Raw genomic sequence first — 13095 nt, forward strand, 5'->3', positions numbered from 1 at the left:
GCACGACAGGCACGACCCCGACCGCACGACCTAAGGACGGACCTCCCCGTGACCACGGACACCACACTCACCGCCGAGCAGATCCTGATCGCGGCGGAGGACGTCCTCCGGCGGTTCGGCCCGGCCAAGGCCACCGTCGTGGACGTCGCCCGCATCCTCGGCGTCAGCCACAGCAGCGTCTACCGCCACTTCCCCAGCAAGGCCGCGCTGCGCGAGGCGGTCACCCAGCGCTGGCTCGACCAGGCGCACCACGAGCTCGCGGCCATCTCCACCGAGGGCGGCCACTCCGCCGAGCGGCTGCACCGCTGGCTGACGACGCTGTTCGCGGCGAAGCGGAAGAAGGCGCTGGACGACCCGGAGCTCTTCGCCACCTACATGGTGCTGGTCGAGGAGAACAGCGGCACCGTCGACGCGCACATCGACACCCTGGTCGGGCAGATCGCGCAGATCGTCCAGGACGGCATGGACGGCAAGGAGTTCAAGCTCGCCCACATCCTCAACACCGCCCGCGCCGTCTTCGACGCGACCGCCCCGTTCCACGACCCCGCCTTCGCGCCCACCTGGTCCGCCCCGGGCGCCGACGACCGCTTCGAGGCCGTCTGGAAGCTCGTCCTCGGCGGCCTGAAGGCCAAGTCCTGACCGCTGCTCCCCAAAAGCCGCTGCCCCCCGAAGGCCGGAGGGAAATCCGGTCGCCGGGCGCCCCGCCCGTCCGACAGACTGGCCGCACACAGTTGATCTCACTCGGAGGATGACATGCGTGCGGCCGGTCCGGTCCTGGACAGCCTGCAAGGGCTCGCCCTCGGCGACGCCTTCGGCGACCGCTGGTTCTCGGTCCCGGTGGACGAGGCACCCGCGGCACTGGCCGCCCGCCTGGTCCGCCCCGCCCCCTGGCACTGGACCGACGACACCGCGATGGCGCTGGTGCTGGTCCGCCACCTGGCCGCCCACGGCGAGGTCCGACAGGACGCGCTGGCCGGGGAGTTCGCCGCCGAGTACACACGCGAGTACGGACGCAAGTACGGCCCGTCGATGCACCGGGTGCTGCGCGGGATCGGGGCGGGCGGGGACTGGCGCGCCATCACGGCGGGCCAGTTCGAGGGCCAGGGCTCGTACGGGAACGGCGCCGCGATGCGGGCCGCCCCGCTGGGCGCCTGGTTCGCCGACGACTTGGACGCGGTGGCCCGTCAGGCCGAACTCCAGGCGCTCACCACGCACTTCCACCCGGAGGCCGTCATCGGCGCGGTGGCGGTCGCCCTCGCGGCCGCGTTCGCCGTCCGGAGCCGGGGCGGAACCGCGCCCGGCCGGGCCGAGTTGCTCACCGAGATCGCCGGACGGCTGCCGGACAGCGACGTCCGGTCCGGCCTGCGGATCGCCGCCCGGCTGCCCGGGCACGCCAGCGTCCGGCACGCCGCGAACGTGCTCGGCTCCGGGATCCTGATCTCGGCGCCGGACACCGTCCCGTTCGCCCTCTGGTCCGCCGCCGGGCACCTGGACTCCCTGCCCGAGGCCATCTGGCACACCCTGGAAGGCTGGGGCGACCAGGACACCACCTGCGCCGTCTCGGCCGGGGTGGTCGCCGCCCGCACCGGGCTCGCCGACGTCCCGACCGCCTGGCTCGCCGCCCGCGAGGACCTGCCGGACTGGGTCGCCGGGGTGGCGTCGGGCGCGGGCCCGCGGCCGGAGTGACCCCGGTTCCGGCCGGTCAGCGCCGGACGATGCGCAGGAGCACCCCGTAGGCGAACAGCAGCACCACCGCGCCACCGATCGCCGAGACCCAGGTCGTCAGGTCGAGGAAGCCCACCTTCACCGTTCCGTGCATCCAGTGCGAGACGATCCAGGTGCCGACGTAGGACCCGGCGATGCCGATCAGGGTGGTGCTGATCAACCCGCGCTCGCCCCTCCCGGGCAACGCCATCCGGGCCAGGGTCCCCGACACCAGGCCCAGCAGGATCCACGCCATCCAGCTCATCCGTCGCCCCTCGCGTCATCGGCGTGCCGGCCCCGTCGAGACTCCGGGCCCGTACCGAAGGACGCGCGAGGGCGCCGCATGGTTTCCGGCGCCCGCGAGGACCGGCGCGAACCGGCCACCCGGACGACTCGGCTCCGGACCACCCCGCTCCCAACCGCCCCGCGCCGGACCACCCTGCTCCGGGCCGCCCGTCAGCGGCGCGAGTTGCCGAACAGCAGCCGGTAGACGATCAGCAGCACCAGGGCGCCACCGATCGCCGACACCCAGGTCGCCCCGTCGAAGAAGTGCGCGTTGATCGACCGGTGCATGAAGTGCGACGCGATCCAGCCGCCGACGAACGAGCCGGCGATGCCGATCAGGGTGGTGACGATCAGACCACCGGGGTCCTTCCCCGGCAGCAGCAGCTTGGCCAGCGCCCCCGCCAGCAGGCCCAGCACGATCCACGCGACGATGCCCATGCGTCCGTCCCTCCCGTTCCCGGCGCCACGGCCCCGTTCCGTGCGCTCTGCTCCGAAGGACGCCACCGCCCGCCACCCGGTTCCGCCCGCCCGGATCGGCCGCCCGGATCGGCCGCCCGGATCCACGGCCGTGCGTGGCGTCCTTCCTGCGGGCCGCCCCCGCCGGAATACTGCGGCCATGCGCATCCTGATCGCCACCGCCGGGTCGCGCGGCGACGTGGCCCCCTTCACCGGGCTCGGGGTCCGCCTGCGGGCGGCCGGACACCAGGTGGCCGTCGCGACCCACACCACCTTCGCCGAGTCCGTACGGGCGGCCGGGCTGGAGTTCCGCCCGCTGCCGGTCGACCCGCGCGCCGAACTCGCCTCCGCGCAGGGCCGACGGCTGCTGGAAGCCGGCAGCGGACCGGGCGTGGTACTCCAACTGCTGCGACTCGGACGGAAGTTCATGCCCGCGCTCGGCGACGGCATCGTCGAGGCCGTCGCACTCGACACCGATCTCCTGCTGACCACCAGCACCACGAGTGCGCTCGGCCAGGTCGCCGCCGAGGCCGCCGGACTCCCCACCATCGGGCTGTTCCTCCAACCCATGGCCCCCACACGGGAGTTCGCACCGGCCGTCACGGGCACCCGGTCGCTCTCCCGGCCCGGCAACCTGCTCGCCGGGCACGCCGTCCAGGCCGCGACCGACCAGCTGTTCGTCCCCGCCGTCCGCGGACTGCGCCGCCGGCTCGGCCTGCCGCCGCTCGGCATCGCCCGGGCCCGGCGCGCCCACCCCGTCCTGCACGGCTTCTCGCCGACGGTCGTCCCCCGCCCGGCCGACTGGCACCCCCGGCTGGACGTCGCGGGCTACTGGTGGCCGCCCGCACAGCCGGACTGGCAACCCCCGGGCCGGCTCGTCGACTTCCTCGCCGCCGGCCCGCCGCCGGTCTTCGTCGGCTTCGGCAGCCTGGTCGTCCCGGACCCCGAACGGCTCACCGCCACGGTGCTCGCCGCCGCCCGCGCGGCCCGGGTGCGCCTGCTCCTCCAGGCGGGCTGGAGCGGTCTGGCCGCCGAGGACTCGGACACCGTGCTGACCATCGGCGACACCCCGCACGACTGGCTGTTCCCCCGTACGGCGGCCGTGGTCCACCACGCCGGTGCCGGAACCACGGCTGCTGCCCTTCGCGCCGGGACCCCCGCCATCCCGATCCCCGCCCAACTGGACGCGCCCTTCTGGTCCGCCCGGCTCGCCGCCCTCGGCGTCTCCCCCGGGCCTGTTCCCCTCGGGGCCCTCACCCCGGCACGCCTCGCGACCGCCCTCCGCCATGCCCTGGACACGCCCCACTACCGCACTCGCGCCCGCACCGTCGCCACCACGCTCGCCGCAGAGGACGGTGCCGCGAAGGTCCTGGCCGCCGTCGAACGGGTCACGGCGGCGGGGTGACGGGCGACGACGAACAGCGAACAACGAACAGATGACAGATTTCGTCATCTGTCATCTGTTCGCCGTCATCTGTCTGCTGTCATCTGTTCGCCGTCAGGTGTCACTCGTCAGCCGCCCGCCCGACCGCCGCCCGACATTGAGCAGCACGTAGAGGCCCGCCGCCCCCGCCAGCCCGACCGCCCAGCCGTAGTCCGCGAGCGGCTTGAGGAAGGGGATGAGGCCGTTGGCCGGAAACGGACCCTGTTCGGCGCCGTGCGCGTCCACGGTCGAGTACGAGCCGCCCACCGCCAGCAGACCGCCCACCAGCAGCGCCGTGACGGCCCGCCAGTTCCATCCGCCCGCGTACCAGTACGCACCGCCCGGCCGGTACAGCTCGGCGAGGTCGAGGCGGGTCCGGCGCAGCAGCCAGTAGTCCGCGATCAGAACGCCGGCGACCGTGCCGAGCAGTCCGCCGACCACGCCCAGCCAGGTGTAGATGTAGACGTGCGGATCGGAGATCAGCCGCCACGGGAAGATCGCGATCCCGACCACGCCCGTGATCAGCGCCCCGGTACGGAAGTTGACGAACCGGGGCAGCAGGTTGGCGAGGTCGTAGGCCGGTGAGACGACGTTGGCGGCGATGTTCACCGACAGCGTCGCGACCAGGACGGTCAGCAGCGCGAACAGGATGCCGACCGGGTTCTCCATCTTCGCGGCCAGCCGGATCGGGTCCCAGACCGGTTCGCCGTAGACGGCCTGGGAGCCCGAGGTGACGAGGACGGACAGCAGCGCGAACAGCGTCATCGTGGTGGGCAGGCCCAGCGCCTGGCCGCGGATCTGGGCTCGCTGGCTGCCGCCGAAGCGGGTGAAGTCCGGGATGTTGAGCGCCAGCGTGGACCAGAACCCGATCATGCCCATCAGCGCCGGGAAGAAGACCCTCCAGAACCCGCTGCCCCACCCCAGCGCGGACGGCTGGTCGAGCAGCGGCCCGAGCCCGCCCGCCTTGACGGTGATCCACACCAGCAGCGCCAGCGCGCCGACGATGACGAACGGCGCCGCCCAGTTCTCGAAGCGCCGCAGCGCCTCCATCCCCCTCGCGATCACGGCCATCTCGATCAGCCAGAACACCAGGAAGGAGAGCCACTGGGTCCACGGGTATCCGGCGAACTCCCCTGCGGCGACCCAGGATTGGCCGAATATCTTACCCGCCAGCAGGAATATGCCCTCCCCGCCGATCCAGGTCTGGATGCCGAACCAGGCGCAGGCCACCGCCGCCCGGACGAGCGCGGGCAGGTTGGCTCCCCGCAGCCCGAACGAGGCCCGGGCGAACACCGGGAACGGGATGCCGTACTTGGTGCCCGCGTGCCCGATGAGCAGCATCGGCGCGAGCACGATCAGGTTGGCCAGGGCGATGGTCAGCACCGCCTGCTTCCAGTCCATGCCGATCGCGACCAGGCCCGAGGCCAGTGTCCAGGAGGGGATGTTGTGGGCCATGCCGACCCAGAGCGCGAGGAAGTTGTACGTGGTCCAGGTGCGCCGTGCCACCGGGACCGGCCGCAGGTCGTCGCTGGTGAAGCCATTGGGGGGCAACTCCCCGACGGTCGGGTCGAGTTCGACCCGGCCGTCGGGGTGCTGCCGCTGTCTGCCGCCGCCGGTCGCGGTGTCGGTCATGGGCAACTCCCGTCTGCCGCTGCTGTGCTGGGATCACATGGGGGTCACAGGTGGGGGATGACGTCCGTCCCGTAGGCGTCGATGGTGCTCTCGATCGCGTCGTGCATGGCGTAGACGGCGAACTGGTCGACGCCGAGGGAGCGGAGTTCCGCGAGCCGGGCGCGCTGCGTCTCCGCCGGGCCGATCAGGCAGAAGCGGTCGACGATCTCGTCCGGGACGAAGGTGGTGTCCGGGTTCCCGGCCCGGCCGTGGTGGCTGTAGTCGTAGCCCTGGCGGCCCTTGATGTACTCGGTGAGCGCTTCCGGCACCAGGTCGGAGTGCTCGCCGTAGTGGTTGACCAGGTCGGCGACGTGGTTGCCGACCATTCCGCCGAACCAGCGGCACTGCTCCCGGGCGTGGGCGAGGGCGGCGGGCGAGTCGTCGGCGGTGACGTAGGCGGGCGCGGCGACGCAGATGGTGACCGAGTCCGGGTCCCGGCCGGCCTCGACGGCGGCGGACCGCACCGCCTTGACCATGAACTCGGTGAGGTACGGGTCGGCCAACTGCAGGATGAACCCGTCCGCTTGGCGGCCGGTCAGCGCCAGCGCCTTCGGCCCGTACGCGCCCATCCAGATCGGCAGCGAAGCACCCGGGCCGACCCAGGGCAGGTGCATCTCGGTCTCGTCCACCTCCACGGTGCGGCCCTCGGCCAACTCCTTGATGGCGTGCATGGCTTGGGAGAGCCGGTCGAGCGTGGCCGGACGGCGTCCGGCGACCCGCATCGCGGAGTCGCCGCGGCCGATGCCGCAGACCGTGCGGTTGCCGTACATGTCGTTGAGCGTGGCGAACAGGGAGGCGGTCACCTCCCAGGTGCGGGTGGAGGGGTTGGTGACCATCGGGCCGACGGTCAGCCGCTCGGTCTCGGCGAGGATCCGGCTGTAGATGACGAAGGGCTCCTGCCACAGCACGCAGGAGTCGAAGGTCCAGCCGTGGCTGAACCCGGCCTGCTCGGCGCGGATCATCCGGTCGATGAGCAGGCGGGCGGGCGGGTCGGTCTGCAGGACGAGGCCGATGTCCATGACGGGCTCCAGGGATAAGAGGGTTAACGGCGACGACGGGGACGACGGGGGCCGGCGCCCGCCCGCGGCCCGAACGCCCGGCCTCGGGGTCCGCCCCGAGGCCGGGCGGCCGGTCGGTGGACGGCCAGGCAACCGGGCAGCGGCAGGTCGACAAAAGGACGTGCGGGTCCGGATCGCGCGGCGGCGGTCAGACCAGGTACTGGCAGGTGTCGCGGCGCAGGAAGGTGCCGTGCCCGGCCCGGCCGAGCCAGGTGCCCTCGTCCAGCACGACGGTGCCCCGGGAGAGCACCGTCCGCGCCCGACCGGTGAGCCGGCGGCCCTCGTACGCGGAGTAGTCCACGTTCATGTGGTGGGTCGCCGCGGAGACGGTCTGGACCGCGGTGGGGTCGTAGACGACGAGGTCGGCGTCGGCGCCCGGCGCGATGGTGCCCTTGCGCGGGTGCAGCCCGAACATCCGGGCCGGCGTGGTGCAGGCGATCTCGATCCAGCGGCGCCGGCTGATGTGCCCGTCCACGACGGCCTGGTGGAGCAGGTCCATCCGGTTCTCCACGCCGGGAAGGCCGTTGGGGATCTTCGAGAAGTCGCCGCGCCCGAGCTCCTTCTGGCCGACGAAGCAGAACGGGCAGTGGTCGGTGGAGACCACCTGGAGGTCGTTGGTGCGGAGCCCGCGCCAGAGCGTCTCCTGGTGCTCGCGCGGCCGCAGCGGCGTGCTGCACACGTACTTGGCGCCCTCGAAGCCGTCGGCGCCCTCCTCGGCGAGGTTGTCGGTGGAGAGGAACAGGTACTGCGGGCAGGTCTCGCCGAAGACGTTGTGCCCGGCGTCGCGGGCCCGGGCGAGTTCGTCGAGGGCGGAGGCCGCGGAGACGTGCACCACGTAGAGCGGGCTGCCGGCGACCTGGGCGAGCTTGATCGCCCGGTGGGTGGCCTCGGCCTCCAGCAGTTCGCGGCGGACCTCGCCGTGGTACCGGGGGTCGGTCTTCCCGGCGGCGAGCGCCTGTTCGACCAGGACGTCGATGGCGATGCCGTTCTCGGCGTGCATCATGATCAGCCCGCCGTTGGCGGCGCCGCGCTGCATGGCGCGCAGGATGCGGCCGTCGTCGCTGTAGAAGACCCCGGGGTAGGCCATGAAGAGCTTGAAGGAGGTGGACTCGCCGGAGTCGACGAGGGTGTCCATCTCCTTCAGCACACCGTCGTTGACGTCGGAGACGATGGTGTGGAAGGCGTAGTCGACGGCGCAGTTGCCCTCGGCCTTGGCGTGCCAGGCGTCCAGGCCCTCGCGCAGCGAGCCGCCGACCGGCTGGACGGCGAAGTCGACGATGGTGGTGGTGCCGCCCCAGGCGGCGGCCCGGGTGCCGGTCTCGAAGGTGTCGGAGGCCGCGGTGCCGCCGAAGGGCAGCTCCATGTGGGTGTGCGCGTCGACGCCGCCCGGGATGACGTAGTGGCCGGTGGCGTCGATGACGGTGTCGGCGGTCCAGGCCTCGGCCGCGGAGCTGCCGGTGGCGGCGAGGGCGGCGACGCGCTCGCCCTCGATCAGGACGTCGGCGTGGAGTTCGTCGGTGGCCGTGATGACGAGGCCGCCGCGGACGATGGTGCGCTGCTGCGGGTCGCGGGTGGTCATCGCGCTGCTCCTCAGGCCTCGGCGAGCGGTCCGTAGGCGTCGGGGCGGCGGTCCCGGTAGAACGCCCACTGCTGGCGGACCTCTTCGATCAGGCCGAGGTCGAGGTCGCGCACGACGAGCTCCTCCTCCTTGTCGGAGGCCACGTCGCCGACGAACTGGCCGCGCGGGTCCACGAAGTAGGAGGTGCCGTAGAAGTCGTTGTCGCCGTACTCCTCGGTGCCGACCCGGTTGATGGCGGCGACGAAGTACTCGTTGGCGACGGCGGCGGAGGGCTGTTCGAGCTGCCAGAGGTAGGCGGACAGGCCCCGGCTGGTGGCGGAGGGGTTGTAGACGATCTGCGCGCCGGCCAGGCCGAGGGCGCGCCAGCCCTCGGGGAAGTGCCGGTCGTAGCAGATGTAGACGCCGACCTTGCCGACGGCGGTGTCGAAGACCGGCCAGCCGAGGTTGCCGGGCTTGAAGTAGTACTTCTCCCAGAAGCCCTTGACCTGCGGGATGTGGTGCTTGCGGTACTTGCCGAGGTAGCTGCCGTCGGCGTCGATCACGGCGGCGGTGTTGTAGTAGACGCCGGTCTGCTCCTCCTCGTACACCGGGACGACGACGACCATCCCGAGCTCGCGGGCGAGGTCCTGCATCCGGCGCACGGTCGGGCCGTCGGGGACGGCCTCGGCCCAGCGGTAGTGCTCGGCCTCCTGGACCTGACAGAAGTACGGGGCGTTGAAGACCTCCTGGAAGCCGATGATCTTCGCGCCCTGGGCGGCGGCCTCCCGGGCGTACTGCTCGTGGAGGGCGATCATGCTCTCCTGGTCACCGGTCCAACGGGTCTGGACGAGCGCGGCACGGACGATCTGCGACATGGGTACCTCCGCAACTCCGCGTCCCGGCCGTGCGGCCGGGCCCGCGGTCCGAGGGTTGACGGGGCGGGTCTCACCCGCGGGTCCGCTCGGGGATCCGCAGGTGTCTACGTGCGTAGAAAGCGATCTGCTGACGGTAGGCCGGGCCTTGGTGGCCTGACAATACGTCGGCGGTAACGCGTCTGGGGCGATCTTGTTACGCGGACACGCGGATGGCCCTGGGTGGGATGAAACGGTCATCTACCCCGGGAGTGACCTCCTTACTCATTCGAGTGAAACGGGGCACCCGGGGTGCGGATTCGGCCATCGTGGGGTAGAAGCCGCGTGAACATCGTCGTGGATCACCGGGGATCGCCAGTCCCCAGTGATTTCATACGAGTTCGGCGGCCCGGCCACGGGGGATCGGAGCCGCCACACGGGGGTGAGGGATGGCTGTGGTGACGAAATCCGCCGCGGGCGCGGCGCATACGGCGGCGGGCGACGGCCCGGCTCAGCGGCCGCCCGCGCCGCCCGCGCCGCCCGCGCTGCCCGCCTGGGCGGGCCTGCTGCTCGCGTTCGCCGCACTGCTGCCGGTCGTGCTCGGCGCGCTGCTCTTCCGCCGCCAGGCACCGCCGGTGCGGGACGTCGCCCTCCAGCTGGCCGGCACCCGCACGGCCGCCGAGGCGGTGGTCGCCGGTCGCGCCGGGGACTACCTGGCCGCGCTGCGCGCCGACGTCTGGCTGATCGGCGGCTACGGGCTGACGCTGGTGGCCGCGGCGCTGCTCGGCGGGTACGTGCTGGGCGGGTACCCGCTCGGCAGGGGGCGCGGCCGTGCCCTGGTGGTCACGGTCGGCGGCGCCGGCCTGCTCGCCGCCTGCTGCGACCTCGCCGAGGACGCCCTGCTGCGCAGCGGGCTGGACGGCCTCGGTGCCACCGGGTCCGACACCCCCTTCGCCGCCGCCACCGCGCTCGCCACCGTCAAGTGGCTGCTGCTCCTGCCCGCCGGGCTGGTGGCGGTGGGCATCCTGACCGTGACCGCCGCCCGGGCGGTTCGCGGCCTCCTGCCGTCGCGCCCCTTCGGAAGCGAAGCGACCGCCCGCGACGGTGCCACCGACGAGCACACGACCGACGAGGGCACCCCCGACCGCCCGGCGCTGATCCCGCCGTGGCCGACGACCACCCGGCACGGCAGACCACCGACCCCCCGCCGTCGACCTGGCCGACCGGCCCCGGCGGCCTCAGCCACCCCACCGGCCCCACCGGTCTCACCGGCCGGCCCCGCCCCGCACGCGCACTGGCGCGACGCCGCCCAGGTGCCGCCCGGCCGCGAGCCCGCCGAACTCGGCTTCTGCGTCTCCGGCGGCGGGATCCGGTCGGCCTGCGTGACGCTCGGCGCGCTCCAGTCGCTGCGGCCCTGGCTGAAGCGCGCCCGCTACCTGGTCTCCGTCTCCGGCGGCGGGTACACCGTCGGAGCGCTGCAGCTCGCGCTGAGCGACTCCGCGCCCGGCGATCCGGTACGGGCCGTCTCGGGCCTCACGGCGGACACCGTGATGGAGCCCGGCTCCCCGGAGGAGGACCACCTCCGCCGGCACGGCAAGTACGTCGCCGACGGCGCCGGCGAGTGGCTGGTCGCCCTCGGGACGCTGCTGCGCGGCGTGCTGTCCGCCCTCACCCTGCTGCTGGCCGCCGTCCTGGCGCTCGGCCTCGGCCTGAGCCGCTTCTACCACGCCGTCCCGCTCACCGAGCTGGGCCACCTGGCGGCGGCCGGTCTGCGCCACCCGGGCGCCGTGCCGGGCCCGTTGGAGTTACGGGCGCCCGCGCTCACCGCGCTGGGCGTGCTGCTGGCGGCGGCCGCCGGGTGCTGGCTGCTGTGGCTGCTGGCCTTCCCCTCGCTCGGCTGGCAGGCGCTGCTGCCGCGCGTGCTGCGCCGGCTCTACTTCACCGCGCTCGCGCTGGCCGGTCTGCTCGCCGTCGGGGTGCTGGCGGTTCCGGGACTGGCCTGGGGCGCGGTACGGCTGCAGCAGGCGATGGCGGCGGGCCCGCAGCGGACCGGCGCCGGGCTCAGCCTGACGGTGGTGCTCAGCTACCTGGCACTGCTGCTGGGCATACTCTGGCGCGACCGCCGGACGATCGGCCAGGGCGCGGCCGCGCTCGGCGGGGCCCTGCGCGGCATCCGCCGGGCCGGCGGCGGGCTCACCGCCGGCCTCGCCCAGTACCTCGTGGTGTGGGCGGCCGCGCTGGCGCTGACGGCGGGCGCGCTGCTGGCCCTCGGCTGGGCGGTCGCCACCGGGTACGCCTGGCCGACGGCCGTCCAGGTGCTGCTGCCGCTGGTGCTCGGCGCGGTCGGGCTCAACCTCGACCAGACCTGGATGAGTCTGCACCCGTTCTACCGGCTGCGGTTGGCCTCGGCGTTCGCGGTCCGGCGGGCCACCGAGGGCGGCCGTTCGGTGGCCCGCCCGTACCACTTCTTCCGGGAGCAGACCTGGCTGAGCCACTACGGCGCGCGGCACCCCGACTTCCCGCAGGTGATCTTCTCGGCGGCGGCCAACCTGTCCGGCAACTCCCGTACACCACCCGGCCGTCGGGCGGTCTCCTACTCGCTCTCGTACGACTACGTGGGCGGTCCGGACGTCGGGTACGCGCGCACCGACCTGCTGGAGCGGCGCACCCGGCGGCACATCGCCCGGGACCTCACCGTCCAGTCGGCGATGGCCGTCTCCGGGGCCGCCTTCGCCTCCGCGATGGGGCGTGAATCCCGGGTCTACCAGGGGCTGTTCGCGGTGACCAACGCGCGCCTCGGCACCTGGCTGCCCAACCCGGCGGTACTCGGCCCGGACTGGTCCGGCACCCGGGACTGGCGCCGCCCCGCGCAGCCCGCCGTGCGCCGGCTGCCGTACCAACTGCGGGAGCTGGTCGGGCGGTTCCCGGCGGACGACCGCTTCCTGCTCACCACCGACGGCGGCCACTACGAGAACCTCGGGCTGGTCGAACTGCTGCGGCACCGGGTGCGCACGGCGGTCTGCGTCGACTCCAGCGGTGACGCGGGCCACGCCGCCGCCCTCGCCGCCGCGATCACCCTGGCCCGCGAGGAGCTGGGCGTGGAGATCACCCTGCACCGGCCGGACCTGCTGGTCCCGGGCAGCGCCGCCGACGGGTCGGGTGACGGGCCGTCCGACGGGCGGTACGACGGGCCGGTCGGCAAGGACGCCGGCCGGCCACCACTGCACGGGCTGGCGGCGAGACTGTCCGACCGGCTGTCGGCCCGGGCGGTCATCACCGGTGACATCCGCTACCCGGACCTGGACGGGGACACGCCCGAGGCCGAGCGGCACGGCACGCTGATCGTCCTCAAGGCGGCGCTCACCCCCGACCTGCCGTACGAGCTGCACGCCTACGCGACGGAGAACCCGGCCTTCCCGAACGACGGCACCAGCGACCAGTGGTTCGACCACCGCCAGTTCGACGCCTACCAGGCCCTCGGCCGCTACCTGGGCGACCGCGCCGCACCGGTGATCGAGGAGGCCCTGGCCGCCCGGACGGCTCCGCAGACCGGATCGGCCGCCCCGGTGCCCGCGGCCTCCGCCACCACCCCGGGCTCCGCGTCCGCGTCCGAGAAGGCTCCCCCGGGGCCGCGCCGCCCGGCCGAGGAGTAGCCGGGGCGATGACCGGCCGGGTCGGGGGCCGCCGGGTCGAGGCCGTTCGACGGTGCCGGCCACCGGCCCGGCAGCGCCACGCGCGGCCCTCGACCGGCCCTCGACCGACCGTCGACCGGCCCTCGACCCGCTGTCGACCGGTCGGCGGACCGGCTTGACTTCGTCCGGTTCGCTCGGGAAGGATCCGGCACATGGACTCCGGCGCCACTCTGGTTTGCCGCCTGCACGTCGATCTGCGACGCCAGGCGAGTTCCATCTGTGCCTGTTGACCCTGCACTGCCCCGCCGGTCCCACCCTGTGACGTCTGCCAGGGCCCGTACCGCGCACCCGTACCCGCAGTCCTGATCTCCCCGCCCCACTCCGGCGCACCCCGTGCGCGCCGGGCCGCTCCGTCGGTCCGCGCCCGCTCACCGCCGCCGGACCCGGGCGCACCCCG

11 protein-coding genes are annotated in these 13095 nt (G+C 73.6%); 5 read left to right on the plus strand and 6 right to left on the minus strand.

Features of this window, described 5'->3' with window-relative positions; translation table 11 throughout:
- Positions 1-48: 48 nt before the first annotated feature.
- Both ACYP53_RS37710 and ACYP53_RS37715 read left to right on the plus strand, forming a co-directional pair.
- The gene (locus ACYP53_RS37710; RefSeq protein ID WP_189913841.1) at positions 49-639 is read left to right on the plus strand and encodes a TetR family transcriptional regulator; all 591 of its coding nucleotides are present in this window, start codon (positions 49-51) and stop codon (positions 637-639) included.
- A gap of 114 nt (positions 640-753) precedes the next feature.
- A complete protein-coding gene (locus tag ACYP53_RS37715) occupies positions 754-1686 on the plus strand; it encodes an ADP-ribosylglycohydrolase family protein (RefSeq protein ID WP_459650703.1) in 933 nt (310 codons plus the stop codon).
- A 16-nt stretch (positions 1687-1702) separates the two neighbouring features.
- Here the strand turns inward: ACYP53_RS37715 and ACYP53_RS37720 are convergent, their stop codons facing one another.
- Together ACYP53_RS37720 and ACYP53_RS37725 are read right to left on the minus strand one after the other, a co-directional pair.
- Positions 1703-1969, minus strand: coding sequence for a GlsB/YeaQ/YmgE family stress response membrane protein (locus tag ACYP53_RS37720; RefSeq protein ID WP_189913843.1), 267 nt, complete (start codon positions 1967-1969; stop codon positions 1703-1705).
- A gap of 191 nt (positions 1970-2160) precedes the next feature.
- Positions 2161-2427: a GlsB/YeaQ/YmgE family stress response membrane protein gene (locus ACYP53_RS37725; protein ID WP_189913844.1), complete on the minus strand. Its 267-nt coding sequence runs from the start codon at positions 2425-2427 to the stop codon at positions 2161-2163.
- Between the two features lie 178 nt (positions 2428-2605).
- Between ACYP53_RS37725 and ACYP53_RS37730 the strand changes: the two genes are divergently transcribed.
- A complete protein-coding gene (locus ACYP53_RS37730) occupies positions 2606-3850 on the plus strand; it encodes a glycosyltransferase (protein WP_459650704.1) in 1245 nt (414 codons plus the stop codon).
- 93 nt (positions 3851-3943) lie between these two features.
- Here the strand turns inward: ACYP53_RS37730 and ACYP53_RS37735 are convergent, their stop codons facing one another.
- From ACYP53_RS37735 to ACYP53_RS37750, 4 genes are all read right to left on the minus strand, one after another.
- Complete coding sequence (locus ACYP53_RS37735) at positions 3944-5500, minus strand: NCS1 family nucleobase:cation symporter-1 (RefSeq protein ID WP_459650705.1); 1557 nt, start codon at positions 5498-5500, stop codon at positions 3944-3946.
- A gap of 44 nt (positions 5501-5544) precedes the next feature.
- Entirely contained in the window at positions 5545-6558 is a 1014-nt protein-coding gene (locus ACYP53_RS37740) for a TIGR03842 family LLM class F420-dependent oxidoreductase (RefSeq protein WP_189913847.1), read from the minus strand.
- A gap of 187 nt (positions 6559-6745) precedes the next feature.
- The gene (gene hydA / locus ACYP53_RS37745) at positions 6746-8176 is read right to left on the minus strand and encodes a dihydropyrimidinase (RefSeq protein WP_459650706.1); all 1431 of its coding nucleotides are present in this window, start codon (positions 8174-8176) and stop codon (positions 6746-6748) included.
- 11 nt (positions 8177-8187) lie between these two features.
- On the minus strand, positions 8188-9030 hold the full coding sequence (locus ACYP53_RS37750) for a nitrilase-related carbon-nitrogen hydrolase (protein ID WP_189913849.1): 843 nt from the start codon (positions 9028-9030) through the stop codon (positions 8188-8190).
- 434 nt (positions 9031-9464) lie between these two features.
- Between ACYP53_RS37750 and ACYP53_RS37755 the strand changes: the two genes are divergently transcribed.
- Together ACYP53_RS37755 and ACYP53_RS37760 are read left to right on the plus strand one after the other, a co-directional pair.
- Positions 9465-12659, plus strand: coding sequence for a hypothetical protein (locus tag ACYP53_RS37755; protein ID WP_459650707.1), 3195 nt, complete (start codon positions 9465-9467; stop codon positions 12657-12659).
- A 191-nt stretch (positions 12660-12850) separates the two neighbouring features.
- On the plus strand, positions 12851-12928 hold the full coding sequence (locus ACYP53_RS37760) for a putative leader peptide (RefSeq protein WP_107086570.1): 78 nt from the start codon (positions 12851-12853) through the stop codon (positions 12926-12928).
- Positions 12929-13095 lie beyond the last annotated feature (167 nt).

The organism is Kitasatospora sp. Ki12, from assembly GCF_054601375.1.